We start from the raw sequence: 23457 nt of genomic DNA on the forward strand, positions 1-23457 counted from the left end.
AGTAAACAATTTCAAAATTTGAAAATCTAATCCTCACCTTTAGAAATGACTTCTTTTATTCGTTTTTTAAACTTTTCTTCATTTCCATCAAAAATTATAATATTTATTCCCATCTCCTTAGCTCTATCTTTAACAGCTAATTTAACTGGCTCCTTTGTAGCAACTAAGATTTTATATACATTTTTCCCTCCTATCTTATTACTATATACATCTAATTCATTTAATGCATTTTCATTATACTTATCGCTATCTTTACATGAAATACAAATGGCAACAGAATCCTTCACTGCAATTACGTCTAATTCATTTCTTACTACCTTACTTTTATCATTCCATAAGAACATGACTCCACTTTTTACTTCATCTATCTCTTTAATTTCATTAATTATATTATTTGTTGCAACTTCAAGCCAAGTTCCACTCTTAAATATAAAGGACTTTAAATACTCATTTTTAAAATTAACCTTTATTTGCTTATCTATTTCATTACTATACTCTATTCCCCCTACTCCTTTTAAATATATAAGAATCTTATTTAGAAGAGACTTTTCCTCTCTACTTAATAGTTCTAAATTTATTTTTATGACTTTAGGATCTTCTGCATAATGAATAAAAATATTAGCATCATATAACTTCTGTTTATACATATGCCATAGTTCTAAATTCTTATAAATTGATTTAGTTAATAAAATTAAATCCTTCTTGTTAGCTAATTGAGTTGAGTCATCTATTACTTCTCCACCACTAGCTTTTATTAATTTATCTAAATCTAAATCTTCGAATTCCTCTTTTATTATCTCTACCTTATTATCAAATATATATAAATATTTATTTTTTATATCTATATAAGTAGATTTTATAAGATTATCCTTGCATATATTAAACATTTCTAAAGCGTTAATTCTACTCCCACCTGTTAAATTTACTAAGATAGATTTATTTTTATTTTCAGATATTATTCTATTTAATTCTCTTATATCTCCTTCTTTAACTAGATACTCTTGAAAACTTATATTTGTAAGATAAGTATTATAGTATTTTTTTAATGATTTCAAAAATATTTCATCTTCTTTTCTATATATAAATATAACTTTTTTAGGATTGAATTTTCTTGTTGCAAGTATATTAAATTCATTATGCCTATCAACTTGATTTATTAAAATATCTATATCCATACACTCTTTCCTTTTTAAATAAATATATTTTTAATTTGTCCAAAGGGACATAAATTTATCCTAACTAAAAGTAATATGAATAACTTTCTTAATATACGCTTTGTTTATCTATAAAAAAAGAGACGTTTTTATCCGTCCCTAAGCTTTTCATTATTTAACTATTTATATATATTTCTTGCTAAGTACACTCCTGAACATGATGCCATCATTAGCCCTCTAGTAAGACCAGCACCGTCTCCAATAGCATAAAGATTTTTTATACTAGTTTCTAATCTTTTATTAAGCTTTACTGCATTTGAATAAAACTTAATCTCAGGACCATAAAGTAGATTATCTGGATTAGCAAATCCTTTCACCACTTTATCCATTTCTAGTATAAAGTTAATTATATTAGTCATAGTTCTATATGGAATCCCTAGAGTAACATCTCCCGGCATAGCTGTCTTCAATGTTGCCTCTACTGAATTATTATCTAATTCATCTTGCCAAGTTCTTTTACCTTTTAATATATCTCCGAATCTTTGTACAACAACATCTCCATTAGATAATAGATTTGTAATTTCGGCTACTTTGTTTGCATATTCTATTGGTTTATTAAATGGCTCTGTAAACCTATGAGAAGATAATATTGCAAAATTTGTGTTTATACTCTTCTTTTCTTTATAAGCATGTCCATTTGCTAATGAAACTCCATTATCATAAACTTCAGCAGCTACAAAGCCATCAGGGTTCTGACAGAAAGTTCTAACCTTATCTTTAAACGGTTTGACATTTGAAATAAACTTTCCTTCATACATTAATTCATTTACCTTTTTAATATCCCCTTCAGATTTCATCTCAAATCTTACTCCGATATCCACTATTCCAACTTCTTTTTTAATATTATGTTTATCGCATAATTCTGATAAGAAATCTGCTCCATTTCTTCCTACTGCAACTACTATTTTATCAGCTAAATATATTCCTTCTTCAGTTACTATACCTTTAGCTTCTCCATTTTCGATAATTAAATCTTTAACCATATTTCCAAATGTTATATCAACGCCTTTTGATAATAAATAATCTTCAAGCTTTCCATATAATTCTCTGGACTTTTCTGTACCAAGATGTCTAATTGGAATATCTACTAAATTAATATCCTTTTTCCTAGCCTTGTCTTTAATTTTCTTAATTTCATCCTTATGCTCAACACCTGCTATATTCTTTTCTCCACCAAAATCTAGGTAAATCTTATCACAATAATCAATTAAATTCTTTGTCTCTTTATGACCAATTACATCAGGTAAATTACCACCAACTAATACTTCCTCCGAATCTTTATCATATAAAGATAGTTTTGCATCCGAAAAAGCACCTGCTCCAGCGAATCCTGTAGTTATATTGCAATAAGGCTTACATTTAACGCACTTATTTAAAACAGGTATTGGACAGTTTCTCTTATGTACTGATTTTCCTTTTTCAACGATTAATATTTTCTTTTCCGGACTTATTTTTGAAAGCTCGTAGGCGGTAAATATGCCACTTGGCCCAGCCCCAACTATAATGATATCGTAAATATTATTCATTTAATATCCCCTCTTACGAACAATTTTGTTAATCCATATAATATTATACGTATTTTTAAGGTAATATCAATATTTATTTTAATATTTATGTCCACTAGATAAATTAAATGATTTAAATAAATAAAAAGTGCTAGTCCTTAAATATATATATGCATAATAATTAATATTGAAAATAAAAAAAGCCTTGTAAATTCGTAATTTACAAGACTTTTATGGTACGGCGGAGAGGATTCGAACCCCCGACCAACTGGTTCGTAGCCAGCTACTCTATCCAACTGAGCTACCACCGCATATAGTTTTTTGACATTAATTATCTTATCATAACTATCATAATAAATCAAGCAACTATATTTAGTAATAATAAATTTAATTATTGTATATATCTGAAAATTCAATTTCTAACATTTGAATTTTATTACTATTATTATCCGTCAAACAATAGCTTTCTTTTTCCTCAACAATTTTTATTGGAAAGATAACTATGAATTCGCATCCCTTACCTTCACTACTATTTAATATTACTTCTCCATCCATAGATTTAACTAAATAGCTAACTAGGTCTAATCCTATTCCACTTCCAATAACATGATTATCAACTTTTTTCGTTTGATAAAATCTATTAAATATTTTATCCTGATGCTGTTTCGCTATACCAGGACCTTCATCTCTTATAGAAATTTTAATTTCACTATTTATTACAAATATATCTATATAAACATTTGAATTTGCGTAAGAAAATTTTATAGCATTTGATAATAGATTCATAAGTATTCTATCTACAACCTCTGGATCTATTCCCATTATACATTCTTCTTCGTTCGTATCAAAAATTAATTGTATTTTTTTCTGCTTTGCATATTTATCTATGCAGTTTACCGTACTTTCTATCATAGAAATAATATCTATATTTTTTTTATTTATAACATAATAATTATTTTCTAACTTTGTAGTATCTATAAGATTATTTATTAACTTAAGCATCTTCAAACTATTTTTTTTAACTATATCCATATACTCAATAGCCTTTTTATCAGTAATTGATACATTTCCATGATTAATCATCTGCATTACACTTAATATTACATTAAGATGCCCTCTTAAATCATGTGAGATGTTTAGCAAAAAGTTTTCTTGATTTGAATTCCTTTTTATTAATTCTGTTATTATACTCACTAAGTCCTCCTTTGCTAAATTCCTGCCACTTTTGATAAAAAATTCACTTAATTTGTCCTTATTTGATAATAATTCCCTTTCCATAAATTCATTATTAATCATCATGATAATCCCCTTTATAGCAGTTTTATAGTTAATTTTTAAAATCTCATAATTATAGTGTATCATATGCACATTTTTACAACAATATCTTTTTGTATTTATTTCCATTTTTCATATTTTTTAATATTTACCGTCTCTATATCCATAACTTTCTTACTTGTATCTTTATTTTTTTAACAAATATTTTAATGAACTTAAAAAAAGTCTTAATATATTAGTATTAAGACCTTAAATTCTTATTTATAATTTGTTATCATATCTTAAATTATTTACTACCAGCATTAAATATGCTCCTGATATTAAAAAGCTAAATGAACTTATTGGAATTGCTAGCGATAATACTGTGGGTAATGTCGTAGCATATATAGAAATTTTAAATATATTTGCATATTGTAAATTTAAATTATTTATTTTGCTCAGTATTATTCCTAGAATCGAAAGTATAAAAGTATTTATCATGAAAGTAATATAAGTAACAATTATAGTACTTATGAAGAATATATATTTAAATACTCCAATAATACTTAAAGATTTCAATATTATTTCATTATCTATCGTTCCTACAAGTGGAATATCACTAAATTTATAATTATATTCTTCTCCATTTATTCTACATGATAATCCATCTTTTAATATAGAAAAAGATATATCTTTATGTACTACTATACTTCTTATACTCTCTAAATCGTCTAAAGAAATATTAGTATTAATATATACCATACTTCTTCCTTCTTCGCTTTTTATAGGGGAATTTTCAAAATTTAATATTCCATCTTGTAATGTAAATTTAAATTCACTTGAAGAAATAACTTTCTCTATTGTTCTTTGCATAGAACTAATATACGTAAAACTTATTATCCCCTGAATAGATCCAACTATTAAAGATAATAAAATCGAATATATAATAGCCTGCGAAAGTTTTTGTTTTATTAATTCTTTATATCCTTTTATACTAGTTATACTTATTTTTAGTTTTTTAATAAAGCTTATGTTTTCATTCATGATTTACTAAACTCCTTAAAATTTCTTAATTAATAAATATTTTATCACATATTAACCAAATTTTATTAAAATTAATTTTTACGATTAAATTTTAACTTTTTTGTTAATGATTATAGTATATGTTTTAAGGAGGTCTAAAAATGTATAGTAATAAATCCAAAAAGAAAAATAGATTTTCTATTTTTAAATTATTATCTATTTTTCTTTTGTTAGTACTATTAGGATTTACTGCAAATATTTATTTAAACTCGCAATATGAATCCTTAACATCTAAATTCTATAATAACTTTAATAACTATGAGTTTTCTAATGCAAAAACTATATTAAACAGTAAAGTATTAACTGTGAAAAAGCAGAATCTTAATACTGACTTATCATCATATTTTACTGACATTGTAAATAAAGTTTGCTTAGCCTTATCTAACGATGAAATTAGTTCTACTAAAGCTCTAGAAATATTAAATGAAATTAAGAGCTATAATATTTTAAATTCATCATTGGATAAATTAATTATTGCCTTAGAGGAAAACTCTGAAGATATTGCCTCTACTACTACTGATTCAACTCTTAATAATGATTCAATTAATACAGAGAGTAATTTTGATGATAATGAAGATAGCTATCTAAATCTTGGAATAGCTGCTTTTAATCAAAAGGATTATGAAACTGCTATGGAATATTTCAATTTAATTCCTCAATCTTCTTCTAATGATTATAAAATTGCTAAAGAATATATAGAGGATTTTGAATTAAATTACAAAAATTACTTACTTGAGAGTGTCGATGAGTTAGTGGCTAACAAATATTACACTAAGGCACTTAACATTTTATCTAATTACGACATGAACCTTTTAAATGAAGATGAAATAACTGAAATTGAAAATAAAATAAGTTCAATTAAATTATTTAGGGAAGAATATCAAGGAGACGATTCAGAATATACTTCAAATGCGATTCTTCAAGAAATAACACCTAGAAATATAAATAGTCTGTCTATAGCTAGTAAAACTTCTTATCTTGTTTATTTGAGTTTAGATAAACAAATAACCTATGTTTATGAGGGTTCAAATAATAATTGGAATCTTGTAAAAGAATTTGAAAGTTCTACAGGGATAGAAGGTAAAGAAACTCCTAAAGGTATTTTTTCTGTTACTAATAGGGGTGATTGGTTCTTCTCAGAAGAATTCCAACAAGGGGCTAAATACTGGGTTCAATTTATGGGTGATTATCTATTCCACTCACTTCCATTTGATGAAAGTCAAGAAAATATTGTAGATTATACACTAGGTGAACCTGCCTCTCATGGATGTATAAGATTAGCTGTAGAAGATGCTAAATGGCTATATGATAATATATCTAATAATACCAAAATAATTATAAATTAAATAAGAAAGAGCTGTTTTAAGACAGCTCTTTCTTATTTAATATTTTGTATATATATCTTCATATGTAAAATCCATAATTATAAATGGGTCTTTTTCAGGGTCTAACTTTTGAAGTATATTTACTAAATTTTGCTCAGGTATCGCAACACATCCATATGTATATGAGCCTACATCACAGTGTAAAAATATGGCTGAACTCTTACCTGGAATTACTGGCCATCTATTATAATCAATAACTAATGAATAGTTGTAATACCCTGGATAGTCAATTAATTTTTCTGCTGAACTCCATCTTCCATTTGGTTCGCCAAACTGCATAGTATTATAATACTCAGAATTTATATCATCAACCCAATATTCTGAACCTTCTAATTGTCTATATCTTAATGCAGTTCCTGGATCAGCATATATTCCAAAAGCTTCTGTTAATGAATAAATCCCGGTTGGTGTACATTTATCCATCTCATAAACTTCACTTGCTGATTTCATCCCATTCTGACCTAACCTTGCGGATACCTTGTCCACTAATCTCCATTGACCATTATTATCTTTTTCCCAAAATGCTAATTCACCATAAGAACCACCTTTACTAACCACTGTTATTATCTGGCTAGAATTTTTAGATGCTACTGTATTAGAAATTCCTAATTCAGATATATATTTTTCATTGTTATTATTACTATCTTCATCTACGATATCATTATCTTCTTGTACTTTATTTTCCTCTAACGCTTTTTTTTCCTCTTCTAATTTTTTATTATATTTTTCCTCAATACTTGAAATATCTTCATTAGGATAATTCTTTTTAAAAGAATCTATTAATACTTTCGCTGAATCTATATCCTCATTAATTGCGACTGTTATTGCTTCTTTCTCATTACTTACTTTTTCATAATATGTTTTTATATCTTTTTCTATTTTAGATATATCCTCATTTACCTTGCTAAAAATACTATTCTTTAAATTAGTAGCATATTTATTTTTAAAGCTATTTACCTTATCCGTAGTTTTTTTCATATCATTATTATCTTTTATTTCTAATAGATCTCTAAGTATATTTTTATATAAAATCAATATTTCACTACTTTTAGTTTCATCAATGAATTTTATAGCTTCTTCATACTCTCCATTTGATATAAGTTCTTCTATATTATTGATTGCTTTTTTTTCATTATTATTTTTATAAATGGAAACTCCTAAAGCCAAGATAGCTATAATTGCTAATATAGAAACTATAACTACTATACTTCTTTTTCTATTCATAATAACCTCCTCTTGTGTAATTTATATTAAAGTATACCATATAAAATCTTTATATAAATTAATAATTTATTTCAATTTATGTTATTATTTATTTATAAAGGTTAGAAAGTAGGAAAAAAATGAAAATACTTATCCCAAAAGAAGTGAATTTTATTATTAATACGTTTTATAAAAATAACTATGAAGCATATATGGTAGGTGGCTGTGTCCGTGATAGTATTTTAGGCTTAAATCCTAAAGATTATGATATAACTACTTCTGCAAAACCTGAGAATACAATTTCTCTTTTTAAGAAAACTATTCCCACAGGATTGAAGCATGGAACCGTTACTGTTTTAATTAATAGTAATCCATATGAAGTAACAACCTTCAGAACAGATGGGAATTATTTAGATAATAGACGTCCTTCAACTGTTAATTTTGTTACAGATATAAAGGAGGATTTATCCAGAAGAGATTTCACTATAAACGCTCTTGCTTATAATGAAATCAATGGTTTAATTGATTATTTTAATGGTGTTAATGATATAGAGAATAAAATAATTAAATGTGTCGGTGATCCAGATAAGCGTTTTAAAGAAGATGCTTTAAGAATGCTTCGTGCAATTAGATTTAGTTGTCAATTGTCATTTGATATAGATACAAACACTTTAAATGCAATAAAAAATAATAGTTTACTTATTACTAATATTAGTAAAGAGAGAATCAGAGATGAACTTTGCAAAATATTACTTTCTCCTAATCCTTCTAAAGGACTAGAGATTATGAAGGATACAAAACTATTAGAAATAGTTTTACCTGATATAAATGCATTAGTTGATTTCTCACCTAAATGTACTAACCATAATAGAAATGTTTTTTCGCATACATTAAAAGTTCTTGATAATACTGAAAGTGATTTAATATTACGTTTATCTGCTTTATTCCATGATGTAGGTAAGATAAATACATTAACTCCATTTAATAATGGTAGCTTTTATGGCTTCCCTGGACATTGCCTTGAAGGATCATTAATGGTTAAGAAGATATTATCTGATCTAAGATTTGATAATAATACTATAAAAATAGTATCAAAGCTAATTGAGCATCACTTAGTTCTAGATGTAAATAACATGCCAACTAAATATGAAATTAAAAAGTTAATTAACTCTGTTGGTAAGGATAGCATCTATCTATTATTTAAACTTCAAAGAGCAGATATTACCTCATTAAATAATCCTGAACCATTTTTAAAAAAGGTTTCTTATAATGAATATCTAGTTAGAGATATTCTCCAAAACAATGAACCTCTTACAATTAAGGACCTAAAGATAACCGGAGAAGACTTAATAAATATATTAGATATAAAACCTGGAAAACTAATAGGTGAAACTTTAAATTATTTACTTGAAAAAGTTTTGGAAGATTCCAATCAAAATTCTAAAGAATTATTAATAGAATTAGGAAAAGATTTTATATATAAAAAAGTACAGCAATAAAGCTGTACTTTTTACTATTCAGCCTAAATACCTATTACTTATATACTATAACGGCTTTACTTAATCCAAATAAATATAAATAACTTTCCTTAACTCTTTTACCTGTTATCTTTTCAACAGCATCCTTATAGTATCTTAATTGAACTCTATATTTTTCTATAATCTCTTCTTCCATTCCTTCTATAACATAATCTGTTTTATAGTCTAGTAGTATTATTTCATCATCTTCTTCAAATATACAATCTATTATCCCCTGAAGTCTAACTTTTTCGTTATCATATATTTTTAGTGGCAATGTATTATCTATCTCTAAACTACTAATTTCTGTGTAGAAAGGCATCTCTCTCTTTAATAATCTTCCATTCATATATGCATCTAGCATTCTTTTCCCTAACTCACTTTTAAAGAAACCTAGAAAGTCAGTTCTCTCAACAGCCTTAACCTCTTCTTCAGAAAGTAGATTGTAATTTTTCATATCTTCAATTTGATTTCTTATATCCTCTCTTGTGGATACTTTATCTAAACTTAATTTTTGCATTATGAAATGCACTGCTGTTCCTCTTTCGGATGCTGATAATCCTTTCTTTTCTTGAAGAAATTTTGGTTTTAAAACTTCCTTATCTCTAAAAATATTAACTGTTAGTACATCATCTTCTTCATGTTCATATAGAGATCTCTTCAAGTCAGATACAGATACATTGCTTGGTAGTCCTTCTGCTAATTTATATTTATATTGATATCCTAATCTTCTTCTTATTTCTTCATCTATACTGTTTACTTTTGAATTAATAAACAGGTTATCTTCTGTAATTTCATCCACAGCGACTTCATCTTTTTCCACAGCTAGTTCGCTTTTACTCCACATTTTAACCTTCCATGTGGAAAAATCATTAACAAGTAGATCATTATTAGCACTTATATACTCCCTAAGCTTCTCACCATCTCTATGCTTACATAGTGCCATTCCAATCCAATCTAAATAACTTTTTCCCTTTAATACTTCTGACGCTGGTACTATCTGCTCATCCAAAACTGCTGCTGACATCCATCTAGATATTGATTTTTCTAAATTTCTTGTTGCTCCAGTAATAATTAATTTTTCCTTTGCTCTTGTGAATGCAACATAAAGAATTCTCATTTCTTCCGATAGAGTTTCAAATAGTATTTTCTTTTTTATAGCTTCCTTCGCTAAAGTGCTATATGAATTTCTTTTTTCTAAATCTACATAGTCTGGCCCTAATCCTAAATCATCATGATATAAAATTGATTTATTTAAATCCATTAAGTTAAATTGTTTTCCAAAGCCTGACGTAAATACTACAGGAAACTCTAACCCCTTACTTTTATGAATACTCATAATTCTTACAACATCTTCATTTTCCCCTAGAACCTTTGCACTTCCCATATCTCCTGAAGAGTTTCTAAGCTTATTTATAAAATTAATAAAGTTAAATAAGCCTTTAAAGCTAGTCTGTTCAAATTGTTTAGCCCTTTGGAATAGTATTTTTAGATTTGCCTGTCTTAGCTTTCCATTTGGCATTGCTCCTACATATCCATAGTAAGCTGTATCCATATATAAATACCATATAAATTCGTCTATAGGAGTATATATGGCTTTTTTTCTCCATTTTTCTAAATTATTAATAAAAACCTTACATTTATTCTTAAGTTCATCACTTAATTCATAGCAATCTCGTGATACTTCATTTATAATTTCATAAAAATATTTTTCCTTATTTAGAAGTCTAATATCTCCTAGCTCCTCTGCAGTAAAGCTAACTAATGGCGATCTTAAAACTGAAATCATAGGTACATCTTGCATTGGATTATCTATTATTTTTAATAGTGACATAATAGTTCTTATTTCTATTGTTTCAAAATATCCTGTTCCTGTATCAGCATAAACAGGAATCCCTTCATATCCAAGTTCCTCTAAAAATACTTCAGACCAGTTTTTTGTTGCCCTTAGTAAAATAACTATATCCTTATACTTTAATGGTCTATATTCTCCAGTTTCCTTATCTAATACTTTGAATATCTTCCCTGTTTTAAAATCAGGATTTAATAATTCTTTAATTCTTCTTGCTACAATTCTTGCCTCAAGAACTATAGCATCTACGTCTTCCTCTTCTTCTACCTCTCCGTCTTCTAAATTAACCTCTTCTATTTTGTCTTCATCTGATGCTTCTTTAATCCCAGACTTATCTAAAATGTGAAGTTCTATAGGACCTGCTATAATTGTATTTTCATCTTCATTTTCCTTATAACTGGCACCTAAATTAAGAGCTTCATCATCTGTATATTCAAGTTCTCCTACAGTTCTAGACATAACTTCCTTAAATATATAATTAACTCCATTTATAACTTCTTCTCTGCTTCTGAAGTTCTTGTAAAGTTGTATCTTTTGATTTAAGCTTCCTGATTCTAAAGGATATTTATTATACTTATCTAAGAATAATTCTGGCTTTGCCTGTCTAAATCTATATATACTTTGCTTAACATCACCAACCATAAATACATTTGGATTTTCTAAGCTCTTTCTTGATACTAAATCTATAATAGATTCTTGAACATTATTTGAATCTTGATACTCATCTACAAGCACCTCATCAAAATATTCTCTAAAGCCTTCAGATACACTTGATGGTATGATATTTCCCTCTTCATCATAATTTACTAGTATCTTTAAGCATAAATGTTCTAAATCATTAAAATCAAGTAAGTTTCTTTCCCTCTTTTTTACTTTAAATCTTTCTATAAAATCTAATGTTAGCTTACTTATCATTCTCATATAAGGATAAGATTTTTTTATTCCTTCTAATGATGCTTCTATTGACATAGAAAAACTATCTTCAATTAATTTTAATGATTTTTTCTTGATGCTATCACGGATAGATTTTACTACTTCTAATATATCTAAATCTGAGACCTTATCTTTTTTAACAGACTTTAATCTCCCAAAGCTAAGTTTATTTATTTCTTGATAAAGCTCTTCTATACCATAATTTAAAGATTCTATAATTGAATTAAACATATTTAATTCATCTGTGAATGTTGCTAAATAAGGTTCTAATCCGTCAGTTTCTTTAATTAAATCAATGGCTTTTTCTAATATTCTTACATAGCCAGAAACCTCAATAGCTATAGTTTCTTTCAAGATTTTTATCCATACTGTTTTATTCAAGTCTTCAATAGTTTCTATGTTAAAACTTTCTGCACTATTTTTAAGCCACTTTTCTGGCCAAGGTCCGCTCATAGAAAATCTATATAAATCTAAAATTATATTTTTTAATTTTTCATCATCTTTAGAAGTGCTGTATGCTTCAATTAGATTTCTAAATTCTTCATCTTCATTTTCATAATAGTCTTCGAACATATCATTAATAACTTCTAATTTTAATAATGTATTTTCTGTTTCATCTGCTATTCTGAAAGTTGGATCTAGATCAATAATATGATAGTAATTTTTAATTACATCTAAGCAAAATGAATGCATAGTAGTTATATTAGCCCTACTTAAAAGGGTTAATTGTCTTTGTAAAACCTTTGAATTAGGATTAACTTCTAATGCTTTTGATATGGCATCTGCTATTCTTTCTCTCATTTCTGCTGCTGCTGCAGAAGTGAATGTAACTACTAAAAGTCTATCAATATCTACCGGATTGTCTTCATTAGTAATAATTCTTATTATTCTTTCAACTAAAACTGCTGTTTTTCCTGATCCTGCGGCAGCTGCTACTAAAAGATTGCATTCTCTTGTTGTAATAGCTTTTAACTGATCTTCAGTCCATTTAGTGCTCCCCATATATTAATCATTACCTCCCTTCTCTACCTCATTTTTTATTAATTTCCAAGCTTCATCATTACTTTTCTTTAAAACAATTTTATATTTGTTATTTTCTATGGAAGTATCAAACTGACATATTGATGAGTAATCACAGTAATCACAATATGGTGTATTATTATTTTTACATGGAACTATCTTTATTTCTCCACTTAACATTTCCTCACAAAGTTCTGCCATCTTATCATTAACATACTTTCTTAATATATCAAATTGCTCTTCTGTAACTACTGAACTTGTCGCTGTAAAATTCCCATCTTTCTTTATCGCTGCAGGAATAATTAATGAATATGCTGATTCTATATCACTATCCATAGCCTTTACAACATTTATATCTTTAAGTAGTAATCCACTCATTTTTAATTCTTTTAGTATACTATCTTTAATTTCCTCTTCTGTAAGTTGTTTTTTAGATTTAATTATTGGATCATCTATTTTGAAATATAGTATTGCTCCTGGCATAGCTTGCTTCTCTAGTATATATTTCGAGTTTTTAATTAGAGCATCTAAATAAACTAATAATTGTATTTGTAACCCATAATAAACTTCTGTTAAGTTGAATTTCTTATTACCTGATTTATAATCCACTACCTTAATATAGGTATTTCCATCTAAATCTAAAGTATCTATTCTATCTACTCTACCTACTAAATATACTATCTCCTTAGATGGCAATTCTATTTTTATAGGCTCTCCATCTTTGAACCCACCAAACTCAAATTCATTTCTAAAGACTTCAAATTTCCCTTTTCTCATTTGTTCAGATATTACCATAACTGATTTTGTTATAGTCCTTTTAAATCTGTCTGCAAAATACTTATACTTTTTTGTGCTATTTAATATTGAATTAGTATCACCATCAAGTTTTTTATCTACCAATTCATTAACTATTGCCTTACACTTTTCCTTATTTAAATCGGACCAAGCTATTTTTTCTGTTCTAATTGTATTAGTAAAATCATCTAGTATATTATGCATAAATGATCCTAAATCTGGTGCAGAGAACTCATACACCTTTCTATCCTTAGCTTTTAATCCATATTGTACATAATAGGAAAATGGGCATTGTGCATATTTTTCTATTCTTGATATATTAAATACAAGTTTTTTATTTTCTAGTTGATAAAGTTTCCTTATTTTATCTCTAGGAACCTTTTCTACTAAATTAGTATAAGTTAGACCTTTAAACATTGCATTTGCCTTATTTTTAAAGACATCGTCATTTTCGAACCATTTATAGGTCTGTGCCCAATATTCATCTACCTCTTCTTTTTCAAACTCCATTCTTAGAGCAGTTATTAACTCATTAAAAGTTGGTACTGGTGCTGTTATTTTACTAAATTTATCGTTCTTATCCCTTAAGTTATATATTTCACTATCTTCTAATACATTAGGTAATATTTTTTTAAGCCTTGGAATAATTATAGATGGTCGTAATGATTTTCCATCAAAATCTGCCATTGGGAATGTCACCATTAAGTATTCTGATGCTATTGTCAATGCTGTATAAACTATGAATTGCTCTTCAAATGCTCTACTTTTAGTATCCGAAGCTAATCTTATACCAATGCTTTTTAATATCTCTCTTTCTCTATCATTTATTATTCCTTCATCTTTGCTTACTGCTGGTAATACTCCATCATTTACTCCTATTAAATATAAGGCTTTAACATCTCTTCCTTTTATTCTAGATATATCTCCAATGTTTACTTGATCTAAAGCCATGGGAATTACCCCTATTTCTTTTTCTTCAAAACCTGATAAAAGAATTTTCGTAAATTCTTTTATTTCTAGAATTTCATCTCCTAAAACTTCTACTAATTGATCTAATATATCCATAACCATTTCTGGAACTTGCATATATTCCTTAATTTTATCTTGAAGTCCTAATTCATTAAATTCATCAAGCCAATTCTCTAAAGTTTTAAATACATCTAACTGATTTAAAAATTCATAAAGTTTTGTAGCTATATCTCGTACTGTCTTCTTACCTTTTATGTTATTATGAAGTTTAATTAAAGGCTCTCTAATTTCCTCCATAATTTCTAAAACTAAATTTTCATCTTCAGATATATTCTCTCTATCATAGAGATCTTTAGTCCACTTATATCCTTTTATACCGTTAGCTAAAACATAATTTTCTAGTATATCTATATACTTTCCTTCTATTTTAACTAATCCACTTTTTAGATATTTAAATACACTTTCATATGACCAATTAATAGATAATATTTCTAAAGATGAAATTATTAATACTACTAAAGGATTATCTAATATATCTCTCTTCTTATCTAAGAAAAAAGGAATTTTATAATCATTAAATATGACTGTAGCTATTTTTTCATATTCATCTATATTTCTGCAAACTACAGCTATATCTTTATACCTATACCCTTTATCTCTTACCATTATTAAAATATCTTTAGCTATAGTATCAATTTCTTCATAACTATTATTTGCCTTATAGAGCCTAACATTATTAGCCTTTCCCTTATAAGGCTTAAATGGATAAGTGAAAAAGTGCCTTTCTAAATGTTGAAGATCTTCACTTTCTAAAAACCTATAAGAATATCCCTTATTTAAATCTATCGGTTCTAAATAAGATATATTTCCTTCTTTCATCATATTTAAAATAGAATTTTCAGTATTCTTAATAGCATCAAAAATATCTGTATAGTCTATTTCTTTTCCCCCACTTAAGCTATCACTACATAAAGTTATATTTACTGTTTTTGCTCTTTTAGCAAGCATTTTTATTACTTCTAGTTGTTGAGGTGTGAAAGTAGTGAATTCATCTATCCAAATTTCTGAACCATCATATATATTGCATTCATTTAATTTTTTTGCTAATAATGTTAATTCATCATCAGAATCTATAAATCTTTTATGAAGTACTTCATTAAACTCACCATATATATTTTTTAAATCATTAATTTTCTTTTTTAATTCTTCATCATGAATTTCTACTTCTTTAGCACCTAATATTTCCTCGGAAATATTATATTTTTTAAATTCAGTTAATGCCTTAGAAACTATTGATGAAAATCCTTGCTCTTTACTCATCCTATTAAAGTACTGAAGTTCCTCTCCCTTTTCCCTTAATAGCTTATAAATAAGCATATTTCTGCCTGAATCACTTATCTTTATATCTGTTCGCCCACCACATTCCTCAAACACTCTATGAGCCATTCTTTTAAAACTTAATACTTCTCCTCTTAAGAAACCTTTTTCTGTAACTATATCTAAAAACTTTTTTTCAGTATCAAAAGTATACTGTTCTGGAACTATTAAAATAAGTTTATTATCTCCAGAAATATTTTCTATTTTCTTTTTAATCTGTTCTAAGCAAAATCTACTTTTCCCGGTACCTGCCCTCCCGAAAATAAATCTAATTCCCATACAAACACTCCTACTATTTAATATCTTAATTATCCCCTAAGTACTTAAATAAATTCTTCTTTTAGTAATCCCATAACTATAGTATCTAAGTATTTTCCCGAGTAGTAATACTTACTTCTTCTTACCCCTTCTTCTTTAAAACCACATTTCTTATAACAATTTATAGCTCTGGTATTTTCCTTAACAACTTCCAACTCCACCTTGTGAGTCCTTCTTTTATTAAATAAGTATCTACATAAAGTTTTAATAGAATCTTGTCCATAACCTTTATTCCAATAATCCTTACCAATAGTTATCCCTATAGAATAAACATCTCTAGTATAACTATTTTCTTTATAATAAACATATCCTATTAGATCACGATCTTTTGTAACTATAACTAATTCCCTTTTATTTGGTTTTGTAAAATGATGAAATTGACTTCTTATATATTCCTTGGTCATAATTCCTGTCGATAACCCATTATACTTAAGTACATCTTTGTCTGCGCAAGTATCGTATAAAATATCTATATCTTCTCTTACTGGATCTCTTAAATATATATTTTCTCCATGTATCATACTGCCATCCCCCTAAATATAGTTTATACCATATTCTTTATTATTACATATTTTATTATAAATCCATTTGTATAGTCAAAAAGTAGAATAAGAAAAAAAGAATTCAATTTTATAATCGAACTCTTTCTTATGTTAAATCTCTATATTTTTTCTATGCCATAATACTCAGAAACTATATATTTATTTACTTTCTAAAATAGCTAGAGCAGCTGCCCCTAAGACTCCTGCTTTGCCACCTAATAAAGCCTTTTCAACTCTACAGTGATCATAAATTGTCTTTAGGCATCTTCTTTCCATTTCATCTTCTATTTTATCAAATACAATTCTTCCTGCTTCACTTACTCCACCACCGATGACAATCTTATCAGGATCAAATGTATTTGCTAGATTTGCAACTGTTATTCCTAAATAAGACAATGCATCATTTAATATATCTTGAGAAACCTTATCTCCTTTTTCAGCTTCTAAAAATACTTCCCTAGCAGTCACTTGTTCATAGCTCTTCAATGTAGTTTCTACTTTGCTATCTAATGCCTCTTTTGCTCTCTTCATGATTGCAGTTCCTGAGGCAACAGCTTCTGCACAACCTGTATTGCCACATCCACATCTAGGACCACCCTTCATAACTGTAGTATGTCCTACTTCTAATGCATTTGATGTACTGCCTCTAAATATATTTCCATTTATTATAGCTCCTCCACCGATTCCTGTACTCACAGTAATGAAGACCATATTTTTACTTCCTCTACCTGCTCCAAACATGAATTCACTTAATGTCGCTACGTTAGCATCATTATCTAAGTAAGTATCTAATTTATATCTATCTTTTATAGGTTGAACTATATTGAAGTTCTTAAATGGTAAATTAGGAGTATATACTATTAAGCCCTTTTCTACATCTAAAGGTCCTGGTGAACCTACACCTATTGCTTTGACCTCATTTATATCTGTTCCTTCTAATACATCATCTATTGTTTTAAGTAATTTTTCTAAAACTACACTTTCGCCCTTTTGAGCTTCTGTCTTAACAGTAATTTCCTTTACTATATTTCCTTCTAAATCAACTAAAGCTGTGTATATTTTAGTTCCACCTAAATCAACACCAACTACATACTTCTTTTCCATCTCAATCCCCCTAGATATAAATTTAATTTTCTTTTTTATGATAGTGATAGTATACCATCTTCGGAAACTGTTTACAATAATTCAAGTTCATATTTACTTCAAAATACATAAATAATTTGAATTTTTTATTTTTTTCCTTAATGTTTATACAATCATGAATTTATTTTTAATTTAAATTTAAAATTTTATTTTATAATGCAAAAAAAGCACCTAACAACTGTTAGATGCTTTGGCGGAGAAACCGGGATTTGAACCCGGGCGCCAGTTGCCCGACCTACGCCCTTAGCAGGGGCGCCTCTTCAGCCACTTGAGTATTTCTCCATGTGCCTTCTAAAAAGGTTATATGGCGGAGAGAGTGGGATTTGAACCCACGGTACCCGCAAAGGTACGCCGGTTTTCAAGACCGGTGCCTTAAGCCAGCTCGACCATCTCTCCATATTTTCGTCTCGCGACAAATATTATTATAGCAACCACTATATATATTGTCAATTATTATTTTTAATTTTTTTAATAAATTTTTATTATGTTATATTTAAATTAAAAAGCACCTAAAAACTTAGATGCTTTCTTTGGCGGAGAGAGTGGGATTTGAACCCACGGTACCCGCAAAGGTACGCCGGTTTTCAAGACCGGTGCCTTAAGCCAGCTCGACCATCTCTCCATATTTCGTCTCGCAACAAAAATTATTATATCAACATTAAAATATTATGTCAATATATTTATAAATATTTTTTATCTTTATAATAATAAAGACCAAACCTAACAATATAGGCTTAGTCTTTAAATTTAAATTATTTAATTACTTTCATATTTCCCATATATGGCTGAAGTGCAGTTGGTATATTTACTGAACCATCTTCATTTAAGTTATTTTCTAAAAATGCTATTAACATTCTTGGTGGTGCCACAACTGTATTATTTAATGTATGAGCAAAATATTTTCCCTCTTTAGAATTCACACGAATTTTTAAACGACGAGCTTGTGCATCACCTAAATTTGAGCAACTTCCTACTTCAAAATACTTCTTTTGTCTTGGTGACCAAGCTTCAACGTCTACAGACTTAACTTTAAGATCTGCTAAATCCCCAGAACAACATTCTAAAGTTCTAACTGGTATATCTAAAGAACGGAATAAATCTACAGTATTTACCCATAATTTTTCATACCAATCCATGCTTTCTTCTGGTTTGCATACAACTATCATTTCTTGTTTTTCAAATTGATGAATTCTATATACTCCTCTTTCTTCTATTCCATGAGCTCCCTTTTCTTTTCTAAAACAAGGAGAATAACTTGTTAAAGTATGTGGTAATGACTCTTCTGGTAATATAGTATCGATGTATTTACCTATCATTGAATGTTCACTTGTTCCAATTAGATATAGATCTTCACCTTCGATTTTATACATCATAGCATCCATTTCAGCAAAGCTCATAACACCTGTCACAACTTCACTACGAATCATATATGGAGGAATACAATAAGTAAATCCACGATCTATCATAAAATCTCTAGCATATGAAATTATTGCTGAATGAATTCTTGCAATATTTCCCATTAAATAATAAAATCCACTTCCTGCTACTTTTCTAGCACTATCTAAATCTAATCCGCTTAATTTTTCCATTATATCTGTATGATATGGAACCTCAAAATCTGGAACTCTTGGTTCCCCGAAACGTTCAACTTCTACATTTTCACTATCATCTTTACCTATTGGAACACTTGGATCAATTATATTTGGTAGAGTCATCATTATTGTTTTAACTCTTTCATCTAACTCAGATTCTTGAGTTTCTAGAGCAGATAAAAGTTCTGAATTTTGAGTTACCTTTTTTTTCATTTCCTCTGCTTCTTCTCTTTTTCCTTGAGCCATTAAAGATCCTATTTGTTTTGAAAATTTATTTCTATCAGCTCTTAAAGCCTCAGCTTGTTGTTTAGCTTCTCTAAGCTTTTTATCTAGTTCTATTACTTCATCTACTAGTGGAAGCTTGCTATCCTGGAACTTATTTTTTATATTTGTTTTAACTATCTCTGGATTTTCCCTTACAAATTTTAAATCTAACATTATGTATACCTCCTAATAATTTATATTTATTTATTTCTGCAAATAAAAAAGGAACCCTTCCCCTAAAAGGGACGAAAGATTCCGCGTTGCCACCCTAATTAATAGCAAAAATGCTATTCTCTTAAAAAAATTAACGGTTTTTCCCGTACTGCTCATCACAGTCCCTCCAAGGTGGATTCATACCATATTACTATCGATTTACAGCACCCATCGACTCTCTTAAAGTAAATATTGATATTACTAGCCTTTTCAGCAGTTTATATATATTTATTCTTAATATATTATAAAAAAATATTTATGTCAATATATTATTAATCGTCAGATAAATCCCTCGTACATATGATATCTATACCAGTATTAAGTATATTTCTACATATTTTATCTCCTACTTTAACTGGAGTACTTACATATATTCTGCCTAGCACCTTAGATAGTTCTACCCAAATATTTATGTCTACTTCTTCACTAGATCTAACTGGAACCACTTTATATTTATTGCTACCCTTAACTCTGACTATTGATGTAAATATCCCCTTATTATTATCTTGCTCACTTGATTTATACATCGTCAAACTCCTTTATTCTACTTGAAATTATCTTAGAATCCTTAGAATCATCTACTATATCTGTTACATTCTTATCTAATTCCCTAGCAAGTATATTTACTATCTTTCCTAAACAATAGGATCCATGACAATTTCCAAATCCTGAACCTGTTCTTCTTTTTACACCTTCTACAGTTCTAGCTCCTAGTGGTCTTCTTATCGAATCTACTATTTCTCCTTCAGAGATATTGTTGCAAACGCAAATAATTTTCCCATACCTTTTATCAAGAGAAATTATTTCATTTGCATCTTTCTTGCTTAATTCTCTAAATTTATATACTTCTCTTCTTTTATCTATAAAATTCTTTTTTAAAGTACAATTTAAATTGTTAGCAATAGTATCACAAAGCATTTTTGCTATAGCTGGTGCTATTGTTATCTTTCCATAGTGAGTTCCCGTCACTCTAATATATCCTTTATCAATTTCACTTTCATCTATTAGCATTGAGTCCTTATTATAACTTTCTCTGAAAAGATTATTTATATTATTGTTATTTAGATCTTGTAATAAATTATTGGCATAAAGCAAATTATCACTTAAACTAGTTTTTTCAGTACTCTTTATACCTATTAATGATCCTGTAGTAGTCGTAGGAGTGCTTAGAACAAATGTATTCTTATCGAAAGTTTCTATAACTATTTTATTAAGTTTATTTTTGTAGTTATCATCTACTAATAAATAACTCATATTTTTAAATTTGCCTTCTGTAACTTCTGAATCCTTATCTTCAACCTTTCCATTCTCTCTAATATATATCTCATGTGGAATAGTATTAATAACTACCTTACAACTAAATTTATTTTTATTTGTAGTAACTCTAAATCCTTTAGTTAAGTTTTGTATGTTTAGCACTTCTTCCTCTAATCTAAAAATTACACCATTATCAAATGCTACTTCTGCATATGCTATGGCTAAATCATAAGGAGCCACTATTGCTATATTCTCTGAGTAAAGCCCTTTTTTTATATTATGATTAATATTAGGTTCTATATCATAGATAGCTTTATCATCAATTAAATGAACTCCATTAATTCCTCTTCGCATAGCTCTTTCATGCATTTCTATAAGTTTTTTAACCCCATTATCATCATTAACAACTCTTAATGCTCCTATTTTTTTAAATGGAACTTTAAACTTTCTACAAGTTTCCTCCATTATTGAATTACCTATATACTCAAATCTAGCCATTACGTCATCTGATGTTTCAGAGCCATCATATACAATTGATGTATTTACGAAGGATATATCATCTGCAATGTCATAGTCTCTCTCTATTAATGCTATGTTAAAATTATACTTAGATAATTCATACGCTACAGCGCACCCTATAATTCCTCCACCTAATATAAGAATATCATAATCCATATTTTATTCCTCCCATACTTATAGTAAAAAACCCTTTTCTTTTAACTCTTTTTTTATTGATTCTATATCTTCTTGGCTATCTGCTGCTATTGTATGTAGATGGATTCCATTAGTTAGATTTGATAGTGGTTTAACATCTTTATTTTTAAATTTATTTTCAAATTTATATAAATCATTTAAATTCTTAATCATTAAGTTCCCTCTTATCTCTCCATATAAAGGATGCTCAATGATAACATCTTCTATTATGCCACCATACTTAACTACTATTTCTAACTCTTGTATAGTTTTACTACTATCATGATTAACAGCTATTATAGATTTAACCTTATTATTATCTTTATTATAAATATATCCATCTGGTGTTGCGATAATATTTCTACCTTCTGCTCTTAATATTGCAATATCTTTAACTATAATTTGCCTAGTAACATTAAATAAAGAAGCTAATTCTGTTCCCTTTATGGGTCCATTATTCTGAAACAATAAATTTATAATCTCTTCTCTTCTTTTTTTAGAACTCATAAATCACCTCAAAAATTAGTTTTTATCATCACAAATCTTAATTATATTAAGCATTTTATTTTCTTTTTTTATATTTACACTATGATGATATCTAACAACATCCAATAACTCTTCATCATATCCAAATCCATTTTTTATTAGGATATCTTGACCTATCTTTGGATGATTATAATACACATCTATTTGCTTAATATTATTAAATTTCTTTATTTTTCCCTTAGTAAATTTATCTAATAATACAACTGTAGACTTTTCTATTAGAGATAAATGTCTTTCTCCCTTTCCTACATCATGCAATAAAGCTGCTCTTCCTAACTGATACATATCTACATTTATATTTAATTCATTTCTCATTTTTATTGAATCTTTACATACTCTTATACAATGATGCTTATCATTATGCTTTAGATTATCAAAAATTTTTATTTCATCTTCATTTAAAAATTTAGTTATATATGTATAATCTATTTTCTTATATAATGAAGTAAATCCCCAAATAAATTGCTTTATTCTATAGAAAGTCATATAAATCACCTTTCTAGTTTAGTATTATTTATTATCTATAAAAATAATACCATTATATATTTTTATTATCAATTCTATCTTAGCTCATCATTTTTTAATTATATAAAAAAAGAAGTCATGTTTCCATGACTTCTTGGTGGAGGTAAAGGGATTCGAACCCTTGACCCCTTGCGTGCAAGGCAAGTGCTCTCCCAACTGAGCTATACCCCCATATAAAAATAACCTGGCAACGTCCTACTCTCCCACACAGTCTCCCATGCAGTACCATCGGCGCTGTAGAGCTTAACTTTCCTGTT

General features: G+C 27.9%; 16 protein-coding genes, 5 tRNA genes, 1 rRNA gene and 1 other annotated feature. Of the genes, 2 read left to right on the top strand and 20 right to left on the bottom strand.

The annotated features are described in order from the left end of the window. Nucleotides 1-26 precede the first annotated feature (26 nt). The 5 genes from QK892_RS12665 to QK892_RS12685 form a co-directional block, all read right to left on the bottom strand. A complete protein-coding gene (locus QK892_RS12665) occupies nucleotides 27-1175 on the bottom strand; it encodes a Card1-like endonuclease domain-containing protein (protein ID WP_317273904.1) in 1149 nt (382 codons plus the stop codon). Nucleotides 1176-1333: 158 nt separating this feature from the next. Continuing rightward, nucleotides 1334-2740: an NAD(P)/FAD-dependent oxidoreductase gene (locus tag QK892_RS12670; protein ID WP_317273905.1), complete on the bottom strand. Its 1407-nt coding sequence runs from the start codon at nucleotides 2738-2740 to the stop codon at nucleotides 1334-1336. A gap of 213 nt (nucleotides 2741-2953) precedes the next feature. Then, nucleotides 2954-3030: transfer RNA gene (locus tag QK892_RS12675), tRNA-Arg, on the bottom strand. Between the two features lie 76 nt (nucleotides 3031-3106). After that, complete coding sequence (locus tag QK892_RS12680) at nucleotides 3107-4015, bottom strand: sensor histidine kinase (RefSeq protein WP_394855032.1); 909 nt, start codon at nucleotides 4013-4015, stop codon at nucleotides 3107-3109. A gap of 240 nt (nucleotides 4016-4255) precedes the next feature. Then, complete coding sequence (locus QK892_RS12685) at nucleotides 4256-5017, bottom strand: DUF1189 family protein (RefSeq protein ID WP_317273907.1); 762 nt, start codon at nucleotides 5015-5017, stop codon at nucleotides 4256-4258. Nucleotides 5018-5157: 140 nt separating this feature from the next. On the opposite strand from QK892_RS12685, the gene QK892_RS12690 reads away from it, so the two are divergent. Then, nucleotides 5158-6402 carry a L,D-transpeptidase gene (locus QK892_RS12690; protein WP_317273908.1) on the top strand — a complete coding sequence of 415 codons (1245 nt, stop codon included), beginning with the start codon at nucleotides 5158-5160 and terminating at the stop codon, nucleotides 6400-6402. A 36-nt stretch (nucleotides 6403-6438) separates the two neighbouring features. On the opposite strand, the gene QK892_RS12695 is transcribed toward QK892_RS12690, so the two are convergent. Beyond that, nucleotides 6439-7665: a L,D-transpeptidase family protein gene (locus QK892_RS12695; RefSeq protein WP_317273909.1), complete on the bottom strand. Its 1227-nt coding sequence runs from the start codon at nucleotides 7663-7665 to the stop codon at nucleotides 6439-6441. A gap of 119 nt (nucleotides 7666-7784) precedes the next feature. Between QK892_RS12695 and QK892_RS12700 the strand changes: the two genes are divergently transcribed. Beyond that, complete coding sequence (locus tag QK892_RS12700; RefSeq protein ID WP_317273910.1) at nucleotides 7785-9143, top strand: CCA tRNA nucleotidyltransferase; 1359 nt, start codon at nucleotides 7785-7787, stop codon at nucleotides 9141-9143. 34 nt (nucleotides 9144-9177) lie between these two features. Here the strand turns inward: QK892_RS12700 and addA are convergent, their stop codons facing one another. The 14 genes from addA to rrf all read right to left on the bottom strand — a co-directional run. After that, nucleotides 9178-12948, bottom strand: coding sequence for a helicase-exonuclease AddAB subunit AddA (addA, locus tag QK892_RS12705; protein WP_317273911.1), 3771 nt, complete (start codon nucleotides 12946-12948; stop codon nucleotides 9178-9180). Nucleotides 12949-12951: 3 nt separating this feature from the next. Next, a complete protein-coding gene (addB, locus tag QK892_RS12710) occupies nucleotides 12952-16386 on the bottom strand; it encodes a helicase-exonuclease AddAB subunit AddB (RefSeq protein ID WP_317273912.1) in 3435 nt (1144 codons plus the stop codon). 44 nt (nucleotides 16387-16430) lie between these two features. Beyond that, nucleotides 16431-16946, bottom strand: coding sequence for a GNAT family N-acetyltransferase (locus tag QK892_RS12715; RefSeq protein WP_317273913.1), 516 nt, complete (start codon nucleotides 16944-16946; stop codon nucleotides 16431-16433). A gap of 180 nt (nucleotides 16947-17126) precedes the next feature. Next, nucleotides 17127-18071 carry an ROK family protein gene (locus QK892_RS12720; protein WP_317273914.1) on the bottom strand — a complete coding sequence of 315 codons (945 nt, stop codon included), beginning with the start codon at nucleotides 18069-18071 and terminating at the stop codon, nucleotides 17127-17129. Between the two features lie 230 nt (nucleotides 18072-18301). Then, nucleotides 18302-18392, bottom strand: a tRNA-Ser gene (locus QK892_RS12725). A gap of 23 nt (nucleotides 18393-18415) precedes the next feature. Then, nucleotides 18416-18506: transfer RNA gene (locus QK892_RS12730), tRNA-Ser, on the bottom strand. Nucleotides 18507-18641: 135 nt separating this feature from the next. Continuing rightward, nucleotides 18642-18732 (bottom strand) — tRNA-Ser (locus QK892_RS12735). A gap of 130 nt (nucleotides 18733-18862) precedes the next feature. Continuing rightward, complete coding sequence (gene serS / locus QK892_RS12740) at nucleotides 18863-20140, bottom strand: serine--tRNA ligase (protein WP_317273915.1); 1278 nt, start codon at nucleotides 20138-20140, stop codon at nucleotides 18863-18865. Nucleotides 20141-20204: 64 nt separating this feature from the next. Then, nucleotides 20205-20402, bottom strand: a binding site (T-box leader). A 49-nt stretch (nucleotides 20403-20451) separates the two neighbouring features. Further along, a complete protein-coding gene (locus tag QK892_RS12745) occupies nucleotides 20452-20706 on the bottom strand; it encodes a DUF1667 domain-containing protein (protein ID WP_317273916.1) in 255 nt (84 codons plus the stop codon). After that, the gene (locus QK892_RS12750; RefSeq protein ID WP_317273917.1) at nucleotides 20699-22111 is read right to left on the bottom strand and encodes an FAD-dependent oxidoreductase; all 1413 of its coding nucleotides are present in this window, start codon (nucleotides 22109-22111) and stop codon (nucleotides 20699-20701) included. The genes QK892_RS12745 and QK892_RS12750 overlap by 8 nt, the downstream gene beginning before the upstream one ends. An 18-nt stretch (nucleotides 22112-22129) precedes the next feature. Further along, a complete protein-coding gene (locus QK892_RS12755; protein WP_317273918.1) occupies nucleotides 22130-22636 on the bottom strand; it encodes a transcription repressor NadR in 507 nt (168 codons plus the stop codon). Nucleotides 22637-22651: 15 nt separating this feature from the next. Next, complete coding sequence (locus QK892_RS12760) at nucleotides 22652-23161, bottom strand: HDIG domain-containing metalloprotein (protein WP_317273919.1); 510 nt, start codon at nucleotides 23159-23161, stop codon at nucleotides 22652-22654. Between the two features lie 134 nt (nucleotides 23162-23295). After that, nucleotides 23296-23371 (bottom strand) — tRNA-Ala (locus tag QK892_RS12765). An 11-nt stretch (nucleotides 23372-23382) separates the two neighbouring features. Continuing rightward, nucleotides 23383-23457 (bottom strand): 5S ribosomal RNA (gene rrf, locus QK892_RS18490); the annotation flags it as partial.

The sequence above is a fragment of the Clostridium lamae genome, from assembly GCF_033043255.1.
Lineage (GTDB): Bacteria > Bacillota > Clostridia > Clostridiales > Clostridiaceae > Clostridium > Clostridium lamae.